Annotated in this window: 14 protein-coding genes; 2 read left to right on the top strand and 12 right to left on the bottom strand. The window is 50.6% G+C overall.

What is annotated here, in order from left to right:
* Positions 1-32: 32 nt before the first annotated feature.
* Positions 33-1,970, bottom strand: coding sequence for an exoribonuclease II (locus RIN69_RS12370; RefSeq protein ID WP_313852145.1), 1,938 nt, complete (start codon positions 1,968-1,970; stop codon positions 33-35).
* Between the two features lie 132 nt (positions 1,971-2,102).
* Positions 2,103-4,412, bottom strand: coding sequence for an FdhF/YdeP family oxidoreductase (locus RIN69_RS12365; RefSeq protein WP_313852144.1), 2,310 nt, complete (start codon positions 4,410-4,412; stop codon positions 2,103-2,105).
* 248 nt (positions 4,413-4,660) lie between these two features.
* On the opposite strand from RIN69_RS12365, the gene RIN69_RS12360 reads away from it, so the two are divergent.
* Positions 4,661-6,250, top strand: coding sequence for a PTS transporter subunit EIIC (locus RIN69_RS12360; protein WP_313852143.1), 1,590 nt, complete (start codon positions 4,661-4,663; stop codon positions 6,248-6,250).
* Positions 6,251-6,260: 10 nt separating this feature from the next.
* On the opposite strand, the gene rsxA is transcribed toward RIN69_RS12360, so the two are convergent.
* Together rsxA and RIN69_RS12350 are read right to left on the bottom strand one after the other, a co-directional pair.
* Positions 6,261-6,842: an electron transport complex subunit RsxA gene (gene rsxA / locus RIN69_RS12355; RefSeq protein ID WP_313852142.1), complete on the bottom strand. Its 582-nt coding sequence runs from the start codon at positions 6,840-6,842 to the stop codon at positions 6,261-6,263.
* A 99-nt stretch (positions 6,843-6,941) separates the two neighbouring features.
* Positions 6,942-8,153 carry a diguanylate phosphodiesterase gene (locus tag RIN69_RS12350; RefSeq protein WP_313852141.1) on the bottom strand — a complete coding sequence of 404 codons (1,212 nt, stop codon included), beginning with the start codon at positions 8,151-8,153 and terminating at the stop codon, positions 6,942-6,944.
* A gap of 306 nt (positions 8,154-8,459) precedes the next feature.
* On the opposite strand from RIN69_RS12350, the gene RIN69_RS12345 reads away from it, so the two are divergent.
* Positions 8,460-9,356: a LysR family transcriptional regulator gene (locus RIN69_RS12345; RefSeq protein ID WP_313852139.1), complete on the top strand. Its 897-nt coding sequence runs from the start codon at positions 8,460-8,462 to the stop codon at positions 9,354-9,356.
* A 4-nt stretch (positions 9,357-9,360) separates the two neighbouring features.
* On the opposite strand, the gene RIN69_RS12340 is transcribed toward RIN69_RS12345, so the two are convergent.
* The 8 genes from RIN69_RS12340 to RIN69_RS12305 all read right to left on the bottom strand — a co-directional run bounded on the left by RIN69_RS12340 (position 9,361) and on the right by RIN69_RS12305 (position 20,971).
* A complete protein-coding gene (locus RIN69_RS12340; RefSeq protein ID WP_313852138.1) occupies positions 9,361-10,494 on the bottom strand; it encodes a CMD domain-containing protein in 1,134 nt (377 codons plus the stop codon).
* 216 nt (positions 10,495-10,710) lie between these two features.
* Entirely contained in the window at positions 10,711-11,499 is a 789-nt protein-coding gene (gene fabI, locus RIN69_RS12335; protein ID WP_313852137.1) for an enoyl-ACP reductase FabI, read from the bottom strand.
* A gap of 140 nt (positions 11,500-11,639) precedes the next feature.
* Positions 11,640-12,446, bottom strand: a complete 807-nt coding sequence (gene sapF / locus RIN69_RS12330) for a putrescine export ABC transporter ATP-binding protein SapF (RefSeq protein ID WP_313857731.1) — start codon at positions 12,444-12,446, stop codon at positions 11,640-11,642.
* Positions 12,446-13,438, bottom strand: coding sequence for a putrescine export ABC transporter ATP-binding protein SapD (gene sapD / locus RIN69_RS12325; protein WP_313852136.1), 993 nt, complete (start codon positions 13,436-13,438; stop codon positions 12,446-12,448). Before sapD ends, sapF begins: the two co-directional genes overlap by 1 nt.
* A complete protein-coding gene (gene sapC, locus RIN69_RS12320) occupies positions 13,438-14,328 on the bottom strand; it encodes a putrescine export ABC transporter permease SapC (protein WP_313852135.1) in 891 nt (296 codons plus the stop codon). Before sapC ends, sapD begins: the two co-directional genes overlap by 1 nt.
* Positions 14,329-14,741: 413 nt before the next feature.
* Entirely contained in the window at positions 14,742-15,947 is a 1,206-nt protein-coding gene (locus RIN69_RS12315) for an MFS transporter (RefSeq protein WP_313852134.1), read from the bottom strand.
* A gap of 213 nt (positions 15,948-16,160) precedes the next feature.
* On the bottom strand, positions 16,161-16,397 hold the full coding sequence (locus tag RIN69_RS12310; protein ID WP_313852133.1) for an acyl carrier protein: 237 nt from the start codon (positions 16,395-16,397) through the stop codon (positions 16,161-16,163).
* Between the two features lie 41 nt (positions 16,398-16,438).
* Positions 16,439-20,971: a non-ribosomal peptide synthetase gene (locus tag RIN69_RS12305; RefSeq protein ID WP_313852132.1), complete on the bottom strand. Its 4,533-nt coding sequence runs from the start codon at positions 20,969-20,971 to the stop codon at positions 16,439-16,441.
* Positions 20,972-20,980: the final 9 nt, after the last annotated feature.

Below are 20,980 nucleotides of genomic sequence, written 5' to 3'. Positions count from 1 at the left end.
GAACGCCATCCCTGAGATGTTGCAGTACTGCTTTAAACCGCCGGGCGAGCCACTACGCTACGCGTTTCCATCCGCACTTCGGCGATGGTGACATCAATGATATCAGTAACGCGATAAACCACTTCGCCTTTGATCTGCACGGTGCCGCTTTCCTGGCTGCAAACCATTTCGTCGCGCACTGCATGCAGGAACGGAGCAGGAATAAAGGCGACCGCGCCGATGTCCAGCAGACGCACGCGCATACCGCCGCGTGAGATATCAATAATCTCAGCGCTGAAGCGGGTGTCGGTGCCAGCAGATTTTTGCAGATAGCGTGAGTAGAGCCAGTCACCAACGTCACGTTCCGCCATACGGTTCTGACGGCGACGTTCGCTCATTTTCACCGTCAGATCATCTACCGGACGCGCAATCTGCTCGCCTTTAATAATCGCTTTCAGCAGGCGATGGTTGATCATATCGCCGAACTTACGGATAGGTGAGGTCCAGGTTGCGTAGGCTTCCAGACCCAGACCAAAGTGCGGGCCCGGCTCGGTGCTGATCTCTGCAAAGGACTGGAAACGACGTATACGGCTGTCGAGGAACTGAGTCGGATGAGAATCCAGTTCGCGACGCAGCGCGCGGAAACCTTCCAGCGTAACAATCGCGGTGGGGTCAACGGTCACGCCATTAGCCGCAAGAATTGCCGCCGCTTGTTCAGCGTTGGTGCTGTCAAAACCAAGGTGGACGTTGTACACGCCGAAGCCCAGTTTCTCACGCAGCACTATCGCAGCGCAGATATTTGCGGTAATCATCGCTTCTTCAACGATGCGGTTGGCGATACGACGCGGTTCAGCAATGATGTCGAGGACTTCGCCTTTTTCACCCAGCAGGAAGCGGTAATCAGGGCGGTCTTTAAACACCAGCGCATGGTTCTGACGCCATTCGCCACGTGCCAGACACAGACGGTGTAACAGACGGATCTGATTGGCAATGGCGTCAGATTCCGGCTGCCATTCACCGCTGTTTTCCAGCCAGTCGGAGACGTTGTCATAAACCAGTTTGGCTTTCGACTCAATCCAGGCAGCGAAGAAGTGAATATCATCAGCCAGCGTGCCGTCCGCAGCGACGGTGACGCGGCAAGCCAGCACCGGACGACGTACGTCAGGGCGCAGCGAGCAGATGTCGTCCGACAGCTGCCGCGGCAGCATCGGAATATTGAAACCTGGCAGATAGTTGGTGAAAGCACGTTCAGCGGCGATGGCATCCAGCTTGCTGCCAGCCTGCACATAAGCGGTAGGATCGGCAATCGCGATGGTCAGGCGCAGTGCGCCATCGGCGGCTTCTTCCACATACAGCGCATCGTCCATATCTTCGGTGCTGGCGCTGTCAATCGTGACAAATTCCAGCGCGGTAAGATCTTCACGCTCCAGCTGCTCGTCAATCATTCCGGTCGGTGCGGCAACATCCGGCGCTTCACGCTCGAGATTATGACGTGACAGTGTCACCCACCACGGCGCCAGGTGGTCGTCAGCAGTGGTGATAAAATGGGTCAGCTCAGCATAAAAGCTGCGGTCGCCTTTTAACGGATGGCGACGCATTTCTGCTACCGCCCAGTCACCGGCCTGGAAATCGTGCTGTACTTGACGATCCGGGCGACACTGGATGGCATCTTTCAACAGCGGATGATCGGGGACAATGGATAAGCGATCGTCTTTCTTCTGCACACGCCCAACAAAGCGCGTCAGGAAAGGCTCTACCAGTTTTTCCGGCTCGGCAATTTCACGATCCTTGTCAGTCTGCACCACGGCGATCACACGGTCACCGTGCATCACTTTCTTCATCTGCGGTGGCGGAATGAAGTAGCTTTTTTGCGCATCGACTTCTAAAAAGCCGAATCCTTTTTCAGTGCCTTTAACCACACCCTCAACACGCGGCGTCTGGGAGTGGAGCTTCTCTTTAAGCTGCGCGAGCAGCGGGTTATCCTGGAACATAATGAGTTATTTTCGTGGCCTAAGAGCGGCTGACAGTTTTACGCGATTAACCGCCTGCGGGCAAGGGTGAATTGAGCTTTTAAGTGCAGGTCAGGGGTGCCTGACCTGCTGCTGTAACCGAGAGAATGCGGTTCAGGCGATACGTTGACTGGCGACAACCGGAGATAGCGATATTTTTACCGGTACCGATTTTGAGGTCGGTGTACCACTGCCGTCACCAAAGCTGGAGAGCGGGACCAGTGGGTTAGTTTCCGGATAATAGGCTGCCAGATTGCCGCGCGGAATGGCATAAGGCACCAGTTTGAAACCGGTCACTTTACGGGTAATACCGTCGTTCCAGAGCGTTTCGATATCGACGTTTTCTCCTGCCTGCAGACCAAGTTCCGCCATATCATCCGGATGGATAAACAGCACCTCGCGCTGGCCATATACGCCACGGTAACGGTCATCAAGGCCGTAGATGGTGGTGTTGTACTGGTCATGAGAACGCAGGGTTTGCAGCGTGAAAGGCACCTCAGTGTCGCCCAGCTGCGGGAACAGTGAATCTGGCAAGGCGGCGGCGCTGAACTGAGCTTTGTTATTCAGAGTGTTAAAACGCAGTTCCGCTGCGGCATTGCCGAGGTAAAAACCACCCGGCAGTTCACACTGCTGGTTAAAGTTCTGGAAACCTGGAATGGTGGCGGCGATATGATCGCGAATCAGATCGTAGTTGCCAGCCAGCGCCTGCCAGTCGAGTTTGTCACTACCCAATACCGCATTGGCAATACCGGCGACAATCCACGTCTCTGAACGCTGAGTATCCGCCAGCGGTTTACCGACACCTTCAGAGGCGTGAACCATGCTGAAGGAGTCTTCAACGGTAATAAACTGCGGGCCGCTGGCCTGAATGTCCTGCTCGGTACGGCCAAGAGTGGGCAGTATCAGCGCATCCTGTTTGCCCGGAACCAGGTGGCTGCGGTTAAGCTTGGTGCTGATTTGTACCGTCAGTTCACAGCGGCTGAGCGCTTCTTCGGTGCGCGGGCTGTCCGGCGCAGCCGCAGCGAGATTACCACCGAGGGCGATCAGCACTTTAATTTCATCGCGCAGCATCGCTTCCAGCGCTTCAACCGTATTGTGGCCGATATTACGTGGCGGCTCGAAACCGAAGTGGTTTGCCATACTGTCGAGGAAGGCTTTTGACGGTTTCTCATCGATACCCATGGTGCGGTTACCCTGCACGTTACTGTGGCCGCGTACCGGGCACAGGCCTGCGCCCGGTTTACCCAGCTGACCAAACAGCAGTTGCAGATTAACGATTTCCCGTACGGTATCCACCGAGTGCTTATGCTGGGTGATGCCCATCGCCCAGGTGCAGATAACGCGCTCTGCGCTCTGATAAATTACCGCCGCTTCACGAATTTGCTGCTCGGTCAGGCCGGACTGTTGTTCAATTTGCGCCCATTCAGTGGCGGCAACCTGTGCCAGATACGCATCAACACCCTCGGTATTGGCCTGAATAAAGGCTTCATCAAACAGACCTTTCTCACCGGCGGCAACGCGAGCGTGATGGCTTTCGCTTAATACTTTCACCATCCCGCGAACCGCAGCCATATCCCCGCCAAGGTTTGGCTGATAATAGGTAGAACTGATGGTGCCCGCTTTTGATGTCACGACTTCCAGCGGTTTTTGCGGATCGGCAAAACGCTCCAGTCCGCGTTCACGCAGGGTATTAAACGTAACAATTTTCGCGCCATGATCGGCGGCGTGGCGCAGGCTGTGCAGCATGCGCGGATGGTTGGTGCCCGGGTTCTGACCAAACACGAAAATTGCATCGGCATGGTCGAAATCATCAAGGCGAATCGTGCCCTTGCCGACGCCGATACTGCGCTTCAGGCCAGTACCGCTGGCCTCGTGGCACATATTGGAGCAGTCAGGGAAGTTGTTGGTGCCGAACATGCGGCCAAACAGCTGATACAACCACGAAGCTTCGTTACTGGCGCGACCCGACGTGTACAGCTCGAGCTGATTGGGATTGTCCAGCGCCTGTAAATGGCGGGCAATTAATGTGAAAGCGTCATCCCAGCCGATCTGCTCATAATGGTCGGTGGCGCGGTTGTAGCGCAGTGGTTGAGTCAGACGCCCTTGATATTCAAGGAAGTAATCGCTTTGCTGGTACAGCGCAGAGACGCTGTGCGCAGCGAAGAATTCCGCATCAACGAAACGGCGGGTTGCTTCCCAGGTCACCGCTTTGGCACCGTTTTCGCAAAAACTAAAGGTGCTTTTATTGTCGTCGCCCCATGCGCAACCCGGACAGTCAAAGCCTTTCGCTTTATTCATGCGCATCAGGTTGCGCATGTTTTTCAGCACTTGTTTGCTGTCGAAAACGAAACGGGTGGTGGCTTCCAGTGAACCCCAGCCGCCAGCAGCGGCCTGATAGGGCTTAATCTCAGATTTAAATTTCATGATAAATGCAGGCTTTTATGTTTATGAGTTGTTATGAAGTTATTACTGCTTATAGCGGGAAAGTTTGCGACTCACTCTGATTTTTGTCTAATTGATTGACTTAATGGTGCGATAGCTACGGTTTATCGCGCAGCGGTTAAAACTGTGATGCTGCTCAAATTTCGCGGGTGATCCGCGTTTCATTTCAGCGTGATTATTAATTTGTTGGCTAATAATTGTTCTTTAACAGGCGGGTAAAGGGGCGGGTTATGAAAGATTTTGGCAGTAAAGTGCACGCTTTCGGCAAAGCGCTGATGATGCCGATTTCGGTAATTGCCGCAGCCGGGATATTTTTAGGCGTGGCGGCAGCAATGCAAAATCCGGCGATTACCGGTGAAGCCTTTGCCCAACTGAAAACGCCCCAGCTGATTATTGGCTTTATCCGTCAGATAGCCGCCGCGCTGTTTACTAATCTGCCGCTGTTTTTTGCTGTTGCCTGTGCTATCGGGCTGGCAAAGGCCGAGAAACCCACTGCCGCTTTTGCCGCAGTGATTGGCTTTATCGCCATGCATGTCGGGGTCAGCGCAACGCTGTCGGCACAAGGATTAACGGCGGCCACCACCACCGCCGAAGCGTTGCAAAAGTCCGGCATGGATCAGACCACGGCAATGATGACCTCAGCCGAATATATCCAGATGCTCGGTATCTTTACCTACAATATGAGCGTGTTGGGTGGGGTGATTGCCGGTTTGGTAACCGTGGCGCTGCACAACCGTTTCTACACCCAGCAACTGCCGACGGCGATCAGTTTCTTTGCTGGACGGCGCTTTGTGCCGATAGTCACGGTAGTGGTGCTGCCACTGACGGGTGTGCTGCTGGCAACCGTCTGGCCCACTATCGGCGCGGGCATCGCCTGGGTTGGTGAGCTGATCGGCAAAAGCGGCCAATATGGTGCATTTCTCTATGGCGCTGCTGAGAGCATTCTGATCCCGACCGGGCTGCACCATATTCTCAATGAAACCGTGCGCTTTACGCCAATTGGCGGCATCGCCACCGTCGATAATCAGAGCATTGTCGGCGCGCTGAATATCTTTAATGCCTCGCTTACTCATCCTGGAATGATTCCTGATGAAATTATCCGCAGCGCTACGCGCTTCCTTGCGCAGGGCAAAATTCCGGTAATGATGTTTGGCCTGCCGGCGGCGGCGCTGGCTATTTATCACTGCGCGCGGCCAGAGCATAAACAGCGGGTGAAAGCGCTGGTTTTGGCTGGCGCGTTAACGTCATTTACCACCGGAATTACTGAACCGCTGGAGTTCTGCTTTATTTTTGTCTCGCCGGTGCTGTACATCCTGCACGCGTTACTGACCGGGCTGTCATTTATGCTGATGGCGCTGATGCATCTGATGATTGGTAATGTGCAGGGTGGGGCAATTGACCTGGTGGTATTTGGCATTCTCGGCGGCAGTAAGACCCAGTGGTGGTGGAGTCTCGCGCTGGGCGCAATTTATGCACCGATCTATTACTACAGCTTCCGTTTTATTATTCAACGTATGCAGGTCGAAACCCCGGGGCGTGAGTCGGAAGAGGGGGTAACGGCTACGCCGGTGGCCGCCGATGAGCGTACCAAAGTGATTATCAGTGGGCTGGGTGGTGAGGGCAATATCGAGGACGTCGATTGCTGTTTTACCCGGCTGCGGGTGCGCGTCAAAGAGATGAAGCAGGTGGTCGATCAAACGCTGATGACCACCGGAGCCAATGGCGTTAACCGGATTAACGACCACGATATTCAGGTGATTTATGGTCCACAGGTAGAGAAAATTGCCAATGACGTCAAGACTGCGCTTGGCACAAGCTGATGACAGCAGCTTATGCTTCGGTCAGCCCGATAAAGCCCATAAAAGAGAGTGACATCAGCCCGGCGGTGATCAGCGAAATCGGCGAGCCCTTAAACGGCAGCGGAACCTTAGCCAGATCCAGTCGTTCGCGCATCGCGGCAAACAAGACCATCACCACTGAGAAGCCGACTGCGGCACTGAAACCATAGAATGCCGCCTCGAAAAAGCCGTGGCTGCGGTTGGTACTTAACAGGGGAACGGCCAGTACTGCACAGTTGGTGGTTATCAACGGCAGAAAAATGCCGAGTAAGCGATAGAGCGACGGACTGGTTTTGCGGATCACCATTTCGGTGAACTGCACCACCACCGCGCTGGCGGTGATATACACCAGAATGCGCAGATAACCCAGATCAAGCGGGGTGAGAATCAGATGATTGGCAATCCACGCCAGTACCGCCACCAGGGTCAGCACAAAGGTGGTGGCCAGCCCCATACCGATGGCCATTTCAATTTTCTTCGAGGAACCCATAAACGGGCAGAGCCCGAGGAACTGCACCAGCACGAAATTGTTAACTAACACCGTCCCTACAAACAGTAATAAATAATCTGACATCCCGACTTCCAGCTAAATGAAAATAATTATCGCTTAGATTAATAGTGTGCTCAACCCGCTGCGCACTGACTGTGCAATGCAGTCAGTGCGCGGACCGGGTTATTTTTGTTCTGGCCACGCCACCGCCGGGATGGCGTTAAGTTTCGCTTTGGCAAACAATGCGCCCTGGAAATGGAAAATTCCGGCGGCTTCCAGCCACATCCACTCTTCGGGCTTGTCGACACCGGCGGCAACTACCGCAATCTCCAGCGATGAACAGCATTTGACAATAGCCTGCACAATCGCTTGTTTTGCGCCACTTTTGTGCACATCACAAATGATATTGCGGTCAATTTTAATCCTGTCAGGCTGGAATCGCGCCAGTAGCGAAAGCCCTGCAAATCCGGCACCGAAATCATCAATGGCAAAGCTGATGCCTGCGGCTTTAAGCTGCTTAATCGCCGTCTGAAATTCGTCGGGACGTGAAATCACTTCATTCTCTGTGACTTCGACCACGATCTGTTCAGGCACCAGTTGGTTGGCCGCAATCTCGCGCAGCAGGAAATCTACCGCGTCAGGAATCACTACCAGTGACATTGGCAGCAGGTTTACTGACAACCTTTGCTGGTGGATGCCAAGTTGTTTTGCCATGGCAAAAGCCAGTTTCTTGGATTCGAGGTCGGCACGGTAAATATCATCCGCTGCTAACTGAGAAAAATAGTGCTGCGCGGAACCGCCATCTGCCTGGCGAAGCAACGCTTCATACGAGAGGATCTGCCGACCAAACGGGTCGATAATTGGCTGAAAGGCATAACTGTACGCTTCTGACGCCGGGATAAAATCCGCTTCCTGCACGCTGTCAGCCTCGTCAACAATAAAATCCCAGCAGTCTGCCGACGGGATTTCAAAATAATTTTCCCGTTCCCTGGCTTCAACAAAGGTGCGAAGAAACTGTAGCGCACGGTCATCATAGGTCAGCTGATATTTTGATGTGCCTTTATCCAGCACCGCCTGCAGAACGGAAGCCTTGTCATATTCTCGCAGATCAAACAGCTCCATTCCGGCGTTACCGAAGCGGCGTGACGGCGCATAATCGCGCAGCAGCTCAACCAGATTATGGTGGCGGGTATCCTGACAGATACGCTGATAGATGGTGTTCACGGCATCTTCAGGGCCTTCTAACAGCTGAAAAAAATGCGTGCCGTTAAACAATAAAATGCCGGTGACATCAAATGCATTGTTAACTTTGTTGGCTTTACCAGCTAACCCCTCCAGTATCAGTTCTGACACGTCATCAGAAAGGTGGCTGCGATAGATGATTGTTGACAACATTGGCGGTTCCAGAATTTTCGCACTTGGGCCGCATACATTAGCAGAATTCTGGCCAGTTTTGTCCACAACAGATGGATAAATAGCGTGAAAACCGTTGAATATCTGACGAAAAATATCCTCCTGCGGCGCGGCTGAAAGGGCGGCAAAGCTGCGGGCTGTTTGTTGGTTTACGGCAACCGGTAAACGTGGGACATTTGCCGGTATAAAATCCTGAAACGTTTTGCCGCTAGCGGATACAATAGTCAGGCGATCGGTAATACGTTTTGCGACCGCCGATCTAATATAATTAATTGAAAAATAAGAATAATGGATATAAAACAACTTATCTATCTGGTGAATCTTGAGCGTGAGCGCCATTTTGGTCGTGCGGCGGAGGCCAGTTTTGTCAGCCAGCCAACGCTGTCGATGCGGCTAAAAAATCTTGAGCGTGAGCTTGGGCTTTCATTGATCAATCGCAGCAACAACTTTGCCGGCTTTACTGCCGAAGGCGAGCGCGTACTGGCGTGGGCGCGGGAAATTGTTTCTGTTTATCAGGGGCTCAAGTTAGAAGTCGAATCATTAAAGCATGGCGTCACCGGCACGCTGCGGATTGGCGTGGTGCCGCAGTGCAGCATCTCGTTGCCGCTGATGCTGAAGGCGATAAGCGATCGTTATCCGCAGCTTGATTACCGGGTGGCGGTGCTGAGTGCCGATCAGCTGCTGGAAGCGTTAAACAGCCATACGGTAGATGTCGGAATCGGTTTTTTTGAGCTGGCGACGCTGCGTGAGCTGCATTTTCAGGCGGAAGCGCTGAAGGACAATGGCGTTGAACTGCTGTATCACCCGCAACATTTTCCGCAGCTCAACGACAGCGAACCGCTGACGCTCGGGCAGCTGTCAGCATTGCCGCTATGCCTGGCGGAGCCAACCCGTTATTTTCGCCGCTACATTGATGGGCATTTTCGCGAGGCGGGCTTGCAGCTGCGGGTGATTCTCGAAACGACTTCGGTGTTTCAGCTATTGCAGGCGGTGCAGGTTGGGCTGGGTTGCCTGATTACGCCAACCGGTCACTTATTGCCAGCGATGACGCCGGAACTGAAAAGTCGCCAGCTGTTAATCGCGCCGATGACGCGCCACGCGGCGGTGGTAATCGCCGAGCCGGGGCGCGCCACGCCGCTGGCTCAGCATTTTTTTGATGAGGTGCGTCGCTGGCTGAGTGAATAATGACTCAGCCGCCCAGCGTTTGCATCAGTCGGTTATTCCAGTTAGCCAGCGCCACACTGTGAATCAGCTTAAGCTGCGCTGGCGGCGAGAAGCCGCTTTCCGCCAGCGGCTGGAGGTGCGCCGCGCTGAACCTTTCCGGCGCGCGGGTGAGCTGGGCCGCTGCCTGTATCACCGCATGCGCAACGGGCTGCGCCTTACTGGCCGTCAGCGCGTCATCAATACCCTGAATTAACGCCTCGCGCCACTCTCCCTGATAGTGCCAGAAGCAGCTGTTGCTGCCATTGATCCGCGCACTCACTACGCTGGCCAGCGCGTCATGTTCGTTCTGCTGTTGCGTGCTGAGCAGCAGTGCCCAGCCATGCAGCGCTTTTGCATCGTGCGCTAACAGCCAGGCGCTGTGCTGCAATGCCTGCTGCGGCTGGCAAAATGTCAGCGCCTCGAGCTGTTCGGCACTGGCGTAGCGCAGTTCAACCGGCGGCAGCTGCGGTTGCCACTCGGCTTGCTGGCTGAAGCGCGAGCTGTCGGCATCCGGCGGGGTTGTAATGCCGGGAATCCAGCGCACCGGCAACGCCATCATTGCCTGTATTCCGGCGATCGCGCGCGCCTGATAGCTGACAAAACCAATCAGTTGACTAAAGGTAATAATATCCGGCTCGGTCAGGCCGACCTCGGCCAGCCGGTGCAGCGCGGCGCGGTCAATCAGCGTCGGCTGGCTGGCCAGCTGGCGTGAATATTGGGTGATTTGCGTCAGACGGTTATTACTTTCGCGTGAAGAGTCTGGCCCGGGTAGCGGATTCAGTCGCGCCGCATAGTGATTACACATGCGCTGAATGCCGGTGACCTGCGCGACGGTCAGCGCGGTACAGAGGCGGTCATACAGGGTCAGCGTGTGGGTCAGCGAAGTATTAAGCGTATCCAGTAACAGGATATCGCTGATATGGCGGGCAGCCTGCAACATTTCATGCTGGCCGCTTAATATTGGCTGCAACGAAGTACTGGCTTGTTGCGACAGACCCAGCAGGAAACGGTCTTCCACTTCCGCAGCTTCAGGCACCAGCGGCGACTCCTGCTTAGCGCCCACACTGGATTGTGTTTCGTGATACCAGTGATTGTTGCCCGAAAAACGGCGTTGCTCCATGGTCATTCCTTTTCAAGTTAACTGACCCGGACGTTCGACTGGCTAAAGGAGAGAAAAATGCGGTTACGCCGGGCCTGGATGGCATAACTATCCTGGCGTAAGCGGTGGAATGCACAAAAGATTGTTGAGTGATAATTAATATCAGAAAGGTATAACAGAAAGGACGCGGGAGGATTGACGCGAAAAGCAGGGCGAGGCAAGCCTCGCCCGTTAAGCTTATTTCAGTTCCAGCTCGTTCATTGCAGCGATGCTGAAACCGCCGTCAACGTGCAGAACTTCACCGGTAACACCGGCTGAAAGATCGGAACACAGGAAGGCAGCGGAGTTACCGACATCTTCAGTGGTCACGGTACGACGAATTGGGGTTACCGCTTCGCAGTGGGACAGCATCTTACGGAAATCTTTGATGCCTGACGCCGCCAGAGTACGGATTGGACCGGCAGAGATGGCGTTCACACGGACGCTGTCCGGGCCCATCGCGTTCGCCATATAGCGCACGTTAGCTTCCAGAGAAGCTTTAGCCAGACCCATCACGTTGTAGTTAGGGATTGCACGCTCGGCGCCCAGGTAAGACAGGGTCAGCAGGGCGGAGTTCGGGTTCAGCATCGCGCGGCACTCTTTGGCCATGGCGACGAAGCTGTAGGCGCTGATGTCGTGCGCGATTTTGAAGCCTTCGCGGGTCACAGCGTTAACATAATCGCCATCCAGCTGGTCAGCAGGAGCGAAGCCGATGGAGTGTACGAATCCATCAAATTTTGGCCAGGTTTTTGCCAGTTCAGTAAACAGCGCTTTGATGCTCTCATCTTCAGCAACGTCACAAGGCAGAACGATGTCAGAGCCCAGATCTTTAGCAAACTCCTCCACACGACCTTTCAGTTTGTCGTTTTGGTAGGTGAAAGCCAGTTCAGCGCCCTGTTTGTGCATCGCTTGCGCAATACCGTATGCGATAGAGAGTTTACTGGCAACGCCAGTAATCAGAATGCGCTTACCGGAAAGAAAACCCATAGCTGTAATCCTTATGGTCATTGTTGTTGGCGGCCGCTTTGAACAATAAATGAGCGACCGACGTGAATCGACCCGGCATTCTAGCACGAGTCTTTACAGTAGCGTAGAGCCGCATTTCTGCAGCGCTTAACATCGGTTGTTTAGCGGTCTCGTCGCCAGGCGTCGGCGGTTAAGGCTTCGCCGAAATGGCTGGTAATCAGTCGTTTGGTTAAATCATTTAGCGGGCAGGCCAGTACGTCGGCGGTACTGCCGCGCTCGACCACTTCGCCCTGGTGCATCACTATCACCTGATCGCTGATGTGTTTCATCATGCCGAGGTGCTGGGTCACATAGATATAAGAGATACCGTGTTTTTCCTGCAGTTCAAGCATCAGGTTTATCAGCTGTGAGCGCATCGACATATCCAGCGAAGCCAGCGCTTCATCGGCGACAATCACTTTTGGTTGCAGGATCAGCGCACGTGCCAGGCCGACGCGCTGTTTCTGGCCGGGAGCCAGCATATGTGGATAGTAGGCCGCGTGATCGCGCAGCAACCCGACCTGGCGCAGCGTGGCGATAATGCGTTTTTCACGCGCCGCGGCATCAAGATCGGTGTTCAGCCGCAGCGGAAAATCCAGCATCTGACTAATGCGCTTTCGCGGATTAAGTGAAGTGGACGGATCCTGAAAAATCATACGGATACGCTGGCTGCGGTAGCCATAATCCCCATACTCTAACGGATGGTCGTCAATCAGCATCTCGCCCGCACTGGGGGCGATCATGCCGCTGAGCATTTTTGCCAGCGTCGATTTGCCGGAACCGTTCTCGCCGATAATTGCCAGCGTCTGTTTTTCCCGCAGGGTGAAACTGACGCTTTTCACCGCCTCGACGTGCTGACGGCGAAACAGTCCGGTGCGATAGCGGTAGGTTTTGCTCAGGTTACGCACTTCAAGCAGGGTTTCGACCATCACTGACCCTCCATATTAAGCGGGAAATGACAGGCATATAGGTGCGAACGGGTGCCGGTGAGACGCGGCGTATCAATACATTTTTTCTGCGCGTAAGGGCAGCGCGGGCCGAGACGGCAGCCAACCGGCAGATGTTCCAGTGATGGAATGGCCCCCGGCAAGGTATTCAGGCGGCTTTTGTGCGGCAGCGATCGACCAAAATCCGGCATCGCGCGGATCAGCGCCTGCGTATAAGGATGATGCGGCGAGGAGATCAGATCCTCGCTCTGGGCGGTTTCTACCGTCTGCCCGCAGTACATCACATTGATCCGGTCCGCCCAGTGGCTCATCATTTGCAGATCATGACTGATCAACAGAATGGTGGTGTTATTGTTCTGGTTGAGTCGCGACAACAAACGGAAGATTTGCGCCTGGGTGGTCGGCTCCATGGCGTTGGTTGGCTCATCGGCGATCAATAAGCGCGGCTGATTCGCCAGCGCAATGGCAATCATCACTTTCTGACATTCGCCATCGGTCAGTTCATAAGGGAAGCTGCGCATAATATCGCGATGATCTTTGATGCCGACGCGGTGCAAAAGCTCAATGGCGCGGCGGTGACGCCAGTGAAAACGCTGATACCAGCGGCCTTTATAGGTCCAGCCCGGAATCGCCTGCATAATTTGTCGACCCACACTTTCCGAGGGATCGAGGCAGGATTGCGGTTCCTGAAAAATCATTGAGACATTATGCCCGACGATGCGTCGACGCTCGCGTGGCGACAGCTGCAACAGATCGATATCATCAAAGCGCATGCGATCGGCGGTGACGCGCCAGTTGTCTTTGGTCACGCCGCAGATGGCTTTGGCAATCAGGCTCTTACCGGAACCGGACTCACCGACCAGCCCGCGTACTTCTCCGGCGCTCATGGTAATACTGACGCGATCGACCGCTTTTACCGGGCCATCGGCAGTCATAAATTCAATCGTCAGATTGCGAATATCGAGTAACGGCATTATTCCACTCCCGCTTCAATGGCGCGGCGGATACCGTCACCCAGCAGGTTAACGATCAATACGCTGATCATAATCGCTGCGCCAGGCAGCATTACTGTCCACGGCGCAACATAAATCAGCTCCAGCGAGTCTCCCAGCATCGCCCCCCATTCCGGTGAGGGCAGCTGCGCGCCGAGATCGAGGAAACCGAGCGCGGCAATATCCAGAATCGCCATCGACAATGCGCGGGTAAATTCGGTGACCAGAATTGATAATATATTGGGCAGTATCGCGTGCCGAAGGATATTGAAGCTGCTGGCACCGTCAAGGCGTGCGGCCACCACGTAATCTTTTTCCAGTTCATCATGAACCGCACTGTAAATAGCGCGCACCAGGCGTGGCAATACCGCCAGCCAGACAGCCAGCAGCGCATGTTCCAGCCGTGGTCCTAAAAAGGCCACCACCACAATCGCCAACAGCAGTGAGGGAATCGACAGCAGGGTGTCGAGCACATGGTTCATCACCGCCGAGCGCAGGCCATGGGTTAATCCGGCCAGCACGCCAAGCACCATGGCGCACAGTGCGGCCAACACCGTCACCAGTATTGCCGAACCGACGGTCGGTGCCGCGCCGCTCAGCAGCCGGCTTAACAAATCGCGACCTAAATCATCGGTGCCGAGAAAGAATGAGACATCACCATAACGCGACCACGATGGCGGAAGTAGCTGATAGCCGAGAAATTGCTGATCGAGGCCATAAGGTGCCAGTAACCCGCCAAATACGCACATTAGCAGCAGGGCGATAAAGCCATAAAAGCCGACCATCGCAGTGGTATCGCGATAAAACAACCGCCAGGTATGGCGGAGTGGGCTGGGCAGGCGCTTCTCAGCGTAAATATTATCGGCTGGCATAGGTTGTCATTTGATACCCATATGAGATGTTCGGGTTTCCTTTGAATATCTTTTCATATCAATGTCTTGAGCTTAATTTTATGAGTAACATGCCTGATCGTGGCTCAGTATGAATCGCTTTGATTGGTCGGTGATAGCGGCACAGTGCTAATCAATACCCAACTCAGCACAGGCGATTATCGTTCTATATCACTATTACAAGCAAGGGAAGGCAGGCAGCAATTTCGCGCACGGGTTACAGATGGTTATGAAGCATGCAGCCAGGGTGTGCCGGGAGGGATGCAAACATCTTGTTTCCTTATCAGACGTTCTGACTTCCGCCAGCACGCCCCTTGCCACTAAAAGTGGGTACGCTGCAATCGCTAAAACAAGATGGCAGCGCGATTATTTTGACCGTACCTGGATGAACGTTGTCAGGCAGACTTCATCTCTGCAGGCATTTTTTTTACGTTATTGAAGACTACGATTCCAATCAATATGCATATTGCCACAAAAGTCAGTAGCCACCTTGCTGATGCAACGCCAAGAAAGTGCTCTGAGATAACAAAACCCATTATAATGGGGCCTGCTGCCTGGCACAGAGAATACACAGTGGTGATTTTAGCCGCCAAATCCTCTTCTGATTGCCCCTCGGCGATTGAATCAATAAACTCTGAACGAAGGCCAATACGCACTAAATTGAGAAATAGCCCCAAAAAGAAACAGGATGCGACGTTAACTGATTTAATTTCAATGTTGCAAAAAACCGTATCACTGATCACTAAAAGTAACGCAGCCAGAGCATAATTCCATTTTTTTGTCGCTAACAGGGCGGATAAAAAAGCACCAAAGCACGCTGCACCGCTCGCGATACCAAACTGTTCACTGCCCCAGTGGTTTAAACTCTGATAGATAACAGGCGTAAGCAGGTTGAATGATGAAATATGAAGGCCGATGAGGCCGATTAAACAAATCAGCAGCTTCTGGGAAGTGAACAGAGAAGGGAGGCTGATAATATTGACTGAGTTGGCAGATTCAGGATTTGGCGTTTTGGGTGGGGAAGCGATATCTTTAAGAAAAATAAACCCTACAATGCTTATTAAAATATCATACAGACTAATATACAGCACGATGTTGTGGAAACTGTATTTGTCTAATAACAACCCACTTATCAATGCTCCAACAAAAGCGCCTGTCTGAATGACGGTCTGCAATAATCGGGAGGCATTTAGTGACGACACTATATCGGACCTGACCAGTTTAATATTTCCGGCTTCAAAGGTGCTCAATGTCGACAAGGTTAAAATTCCATAAAGGATAATAATTATCGAGGTCTCAGTGTATTTATCTGAGAAGTTTGAAATGGCAACGAAAGCAATCAGTAAATAGGAGCACAGGCGAAGGATAAATAATTTTCTAAAGTTTAAATGTAAAAGATTGATGCCGTTGAAAAAACGCCGGATGATAAAGGGTATGAGTACACTTACTGAAAGAACAACGCCTAAGAAGTAGGGAGCTTTAGTCACTTTATAAGTGTTCCAGATCAGACCAACCAGTAAAACCATATCACTAAAATAAAGTAGCGCTAACATCCCGTAAAACTTCACTAAGTCTCTTAATTTATAATCAATTATACCCATGAGTTGTACTCGTATCCCTTGAACAATGGCGCAAAAATTATAAAGTAAAATTAATCTTAAAGGAAATTTGGCTGATCTGAATAATCATGTCTAATCCTCCGCGAAAGGGAATATAGACAGTGAAACTCACCATTTAAATAAATTAAAACAGCGAATCTCACTGGATTGGTGATTTGTAAATTCAAAATAATCTGGTGTGATTTTTTTGAAAACTTACGCTTTGCTTAAGCTTTCTGTCAGGCCTGCCACCGTTCTGCTGCGCAGAACCCTGACCATATTCACGGGTTTGCCAAGTTGTCTTTGACATTCATTAGCAATTTTGAGCGCATCGAGTGACTGACCGCCAATGCCGATAAGATCATCATCCAGGGCGATGTTCTCATTGTTTAACACCTGTTTCCAGATAGATAAAATGATAGCCTGAAGAGTATTAGTGTCTGCTGCTTTCATAACTTTCCTGTTTAAAATTACGCTGATTTTTATCGACCCGATTAGTCGGACAATACGTGTTGGTCAGTTTTCCATAAGGGATTAATTGATATGTCTGACAGGCATGAAATGAAATCACTCATCAGAGCATTAGCTTGCTGAAAACTAATGTATCCAGCGCTGCTTTCTATCCTGAACAGGTTTTCATCTCTGTTGTTGCCGCCAGCCACATAGACATTAAGTGGATAGTGGAAGCGGTCATGCCAGTATTCACTGATAAGTTCCATGCCAGAATGAGTGCCAAAATCAAATTTGTTATGAAAATTCACAAAATTGAATGTCACACAGGGCTTGATATAACTGTCATGAAAAGCTATCGGGTAAAGACCAAACTGTTCGCAAGCCAGTAGATCATCATGCACTCTTTTGAGTGACGCCATAGTGGGCAAATTTTTAAAACGTACAGGAAGCATGTTCCAGTACAGGCCCAGAGAACGCAATGGATCGCTTAAATTATCTTTCCGACCATTGCTGACAACGCCAATAACTTTATCGTAATTGCATTCTGTGTTTAACAAAGCTGAGTTGAGTGCATAAAGAATCAAGGATTTCAATGTGACATTATTTTTACGCGCAATTTTTTCCAGTCGTGCCATAAGTGTACTGTCAACGAAACGGTCAATTCTGGGATTCGCCAAACCATCATATGATGCATAAGTATTGCTTTTAGCATCTTGATTTGTTTTTCTGAACGGTAACCAGAAGTGTTTATGTGCTCTGTCTGCTGCATTGTTTTTCTCAAGCGCTAAATATTCCAGAAATACATTAGGACGGATATCGGGCTGGCTGTCTTCTCCTTTTCTGATGGCGCGATAAAGGTCAAATAATTCTGTCAGTAATACCTGGTTTCCCCACCCATCAGCGATACCATGATGGCTGGACAGTAATAACTCAAAGCGGTTAACTGAAATCTGAAACCAGTTACATCTGAAGAGTGCCTTCCTCGACACGTTGTAAGTGAAGGGCATCTCAAGGTCTTGTTCCCTGATAGCCGAGATTTTATTATCAATATCAGAGCCATTAAGCTTGGTTAAATCATGAAACTTAAAGTCGACAGGAATGTCATCAGCAAACATTTGACTCCAGCCATTAACATCATCATGCAAAGCGACAGTCCTTAATACAGGATGAGATTCCATTATCATCTTAATCGCTTTCAACATCGCCTGGGGCTGTGGGTTTTCATCAGTCATGCGATATGACTGCTGTACATGATAAGCGCCGGAACAACGGGCAGAAACCTTATTATAGTTTTCAAACATTACCTGCTGCATACCCGACATCGGGTATATACCGTCTGGTGGTGCTGATTTATTTCCTTCAACATTCTCATGTTCGGTGACGGCATTCTTATTTAAGGGCGAGTCAAAATCCTCACTTTCTCCGAACATCGCGAGTTCTGCAATAGTCTGGTGATTGAGTAAATCAATCACGTTAAGTGTTATATTATTTTTACGGCATTGCTGGGAAAACATCACCGCAAGCAGGGAATCGCCACCCAGGGCAAAAAAGTTATCATGAATGCTAACCTCCGTTCGCCCGAGAATGTTGCACCAGATACTGTGCAGTTTAGTCTCCAATAAGCTATTGGCTTTAACCGGCATCAAATCTGTCTGACTGGTGCAGAGGGAGTTTTCCGGCAATGCCTGAGTATTCACTTTACCGTTTGTTGTCAGAGGAATACTGTCGATTATGATGATTTCTTGTGGAATCATATAGGAAGGCAAAGACGCGGCTAACTGCGATTTGATCAGTAGAGGATTGCACCGCATTTTCGACGCAATACTCACCCATGCTTTAAGTTTATCCTTTCCATGCGCGTCGCGGTGAGCCAATACGACAGCTTCTGACACGTCAGGGAGTTTTATCAGAGCGCTTTCAATCTCACCAAGTTCTATGCGATGCCCGCGGATTTTAACCTGCTTATCAGCCCGGCCATAGTATTCCAGCTCGCCATCAAAACGACGTTTAGCTAAATCACCGGTTTTATAATATCTTTTCTTTCTGCCTTTAAGACTAATGTGAATGAATCGTTCACTGTTCAGACTGTCACGATTAAGATACCCAATCGCCAGACCGGCACCTGATATGTACATTTCGCCAACCATCCCTGTTGGTACTGGCCTGCCCAAAGAGTCAAGTATAGCGATATCGAGGTCAGGTATGGCGTCACCAATATAGCTGGCGCTATTATTTATAATATCATCTAAGGAAATTTTTCTGTGTGTTACATGAACGGTTGTTTCAGTTATTCCATACATATTAACGAGGTCAGGTTTGCTATCACCATACTTGGATACCCAGCCGCTGAGGGTGGCAAAATTTAATGCTTCACCACCAAATATTACATATCTTAAATTCTTTAACCGATCATCCTCATCAAAGTTTGTCATTTCAACCAGGCTTAGCTGGTTAAAAGCCGATGGAGTCTGATTTAACACGGTGACTTTTCTCTCCTTGAGTAATTTGCGAAAATCTTCCGGGCTGCGTGAAATATCATAAGGAACGACAACCAACTTGCCGCCATGCAGTAATGCACCAAAAATTTCCCAGACTGAAAAATCAAATGAATAAGAGTGAAATAGTGTCCAGACATCATGTTGATCGAATGAGAACCATTGGTGTGTATTATCAAATAAGCGCATCACATTGGTATGAGAGATTAATACTCCCTTAGGATTGCCCGTGGAGCCTGAGGTATAAATACAGTAGGCAAGTGATGAACCATCGTTGATCACTTCACCCAATGTCCTTATTTTCTTCTCATTGGTACAGCCTGAAACATCAACTAATCGAACATTTTTTCCGGCTAGCAATGGCGCGGTGTCATTATCGGTAACAACTATCCTGGAATCAGTGTCCTGCAAAATATAATCGATGCGGGAAAGGGGATAAGTGGGATCCAGTGGTAAGTAGCCACATCCTGTTTTTAGAATTGCGATAATCCCGATGATCAGATATTCATTTCGCTTTAACGACAAGCCAATAAGTTCACCGGGTTTGGCTCCCTGCTTCAAAAGCTCTCTGCTGAGACTATTAGCTTTGTCGTTTAACTGAGCATAGGTGAGAGATGCTTGTTCACATTCAACTGCAATCCGCTCAGGATAATTTGCTACGATTGTCTCAAACCAGCAGTTCAGAGAGTGGTAGCTGGATTTCCCGACAGAGGAGGTTTTTTTTGCAGGTTGCGGCTCAGCATCTGCCAGGACAGGGGCATTCAGTGGCTGATGGACATCGTTGGCAAAACTGGTCAGAAGCTGAAGATAGTGACGCCATAAAACCTCAATCTCCTTTCTCTCAAACAGCTGATCTGAGAATTCAATGATGCCTTGCGTGCCGTTGCTGTCAGTGTCAATCATAACGCTTAAGTCGAGCTTGACGTTAGACGCCGGCATTGAGTACTGGCAAGTGCTCACCCCAGTCAAATTGAGGCCATATCCACGACGATCCTGTTGTGCAAAAAGGACCTGCCAGAGGGGATTACAGGATGCGCTACGAGGAACATTTAATTCATTGATAACGGTTTCAAGTTGAACATTGTCATGGGCATATCCCGACAGCAGAGTATCGTAATTTCTGCTGAGTAATGTTGAGAAGCGCTCATCCGGATTAAATTCAGCTTTCAGAACCAGCGTATTGGTAAACAGGCCACCGATCATTTCACTTCCCGGCATGGCACGATTAGCCGATGGATATCCAATACAAAACAGAGTTTGATTTGAATAACGCTGCAGCAACAGGGAAAAAACAGTCAGATAAAAACACCAATCTGTAACATGATGCTGAACGGAAGAATGTTTCACGGACTGACAAATTTTTTCGGGTATCGGTAAAGTCATCGAGGAGCCAGCGGAGTTAAAATTGCCTCCTCTTTTTCTGTTCATCGGTAGCTCAAGAATCGGTGAGGCATCACTGAGATACTTGCACCAGTACTCATGACTATTTTGACGAGCGAGCTTTTGTTGTGCATCCTGCTGCCAGGATAAGTAATTAAAATAACTTGCAGCAGGTTTATCATTACTGGATTCTGTATCGTCTAAATATTTGCTATAGTTTGCGTTTAAATCATTATAAAAAAGCTGTGCCGACCAGCCATCAATCGCGATATGATGAAAACAGAGAGCAACGATACTGTGCTGGTGTGCATATCGTGCAATAATCATTCTTACTGGAATTTCTTTATACAGGTCGAAAGGCGTGTTGGATTTTTCACAGACGAACTTTTGGGCTTCATTATAAGAAGGAAAACCCTCTGCCTGAGTAATATACTCTGCACGCTCTACAACATCTGGTGCAGGGCACTGCCAGGTACCGTCATCCTTTTCTTGAAAGATAACGGAAAGGGCGGGGGTATTGTTAATGGTGAGCTTTAAAGCGGAAATCAAAGCCGCAAAATTAATTTCGCCTGAACATTTAAATCCTTCTGAAATATTATAGGCTGTCTGATTAGGCTGCTGAATAGTCTGAGCCCATATTTTTTTCTGTTCTAATGATAATCCGTAAACATCGTCAGATAAGTTAAAATCTTTGCTCACAGGTGAACT

This window comes from Winslowiella toletana, from assembly GCF_032164335.1.
Classification (GTDB): Bacteria; Pseudomonadota; Gammaproteobacteria; order Enterobacterales; family Enterobacteriaceae; genus Erwinia; species Erwinia toletana_A.
The sequence above is the reverse complement of the archived record's forward strand: the minus strand, read 5'-3'. Positions and strand labels throughout refer to the sequence as shown.

Bases quoted from the DNA above. Each gene is read 5' to 3' on its own strand.
- RIN69_RS12370 (WP_313852145.1), bottom strand. From the start codon at position 1,970: ATGTTCCAGGATAACCCGCTGCTCGCGCAGCTTAAAGAGAAGCTCCAC.
- RIN69_RS12365 (WP_313852144.1), bottom strand. From the start codon at position 4,412: ATGAAATTTAAATCTGAGATTAAGCCCTATCAGGCCGCTGCTGGCGGC.
- RIN69_RS12360 (WP_313852143.1), top strand. From the start codon at position 4,661: ATGAAAGATTTTGGCAGTAAAGTGCACGCTTTCGGCAAAGCGCTGATG.
- rsxA (WP_313852142.1), bottom strand. From the start codon at position 6,842: ATGTCAGATTATTTATTACTGTTTGTAGGGACGGTGTTAGTTAACAAT.
- RIN69_RS12350 (WP_313852141.1), bottom strand. From the start codon at position 8,153: ATGTTGTCAACAATCATCTATCGCAGCCACCTTTCTGATGACGTGTCA.
- RIN69_RS12345 (WP_313852139.1), top strand. From the start codon at position 8,460: ATGGATATAAAACAACTTATCTATCTGGTGAATCTTGAGCGTGAGCGC.
- RIN69_RS12340 (WP_313852138.1), bottom strand. From the start codon at position 10,494: ATGGAGCAACGCCGTTTTTCGGGCAACAATCACTGGTATCACGAAACA.
- fabI (WP_313852137.1), bottom strand. From the start codon at position 11,499: ATGGGTTTTCTTTCCGGTAAGCGCATTCTGATTACTGGCGTTGCCAGT.
- sapF (WP_313857731.1), bottom strand. From the start codon at position 12,446: ATGGTCGAAACCCTGCTTGAAGTGCGTAACCTGAGCAAAACCTACCGC.
- sapD (WP_313852136.1), bottom strand. From the start codon at position 13,438: ATGCCGTTACTCGATATTCGCAATCTGACGATTGAATTTATGACTGCC.
- sapC (WP_313852135.1), bottom strand. From the start codon at position 14,328: ATGCCAGCCGATAATATTTACGCTGAGAAGCGCCTGCCCAGCCCACTC.
- RIN69_RS12315 (WP_313852134.1), bottom strand. From the start codon at position 15,947: ATGGGTATAATTGATTATAAATTAAGAGACTTAGTGAAGTTTTACGGG.
- RIN69_RS12310 (WP_313852133.1), bottom strand. From the start codon at position 16,397: ATGAAAGCAGCAGACACTAATACTCTTCAGGCTATCATTTTATCTATC.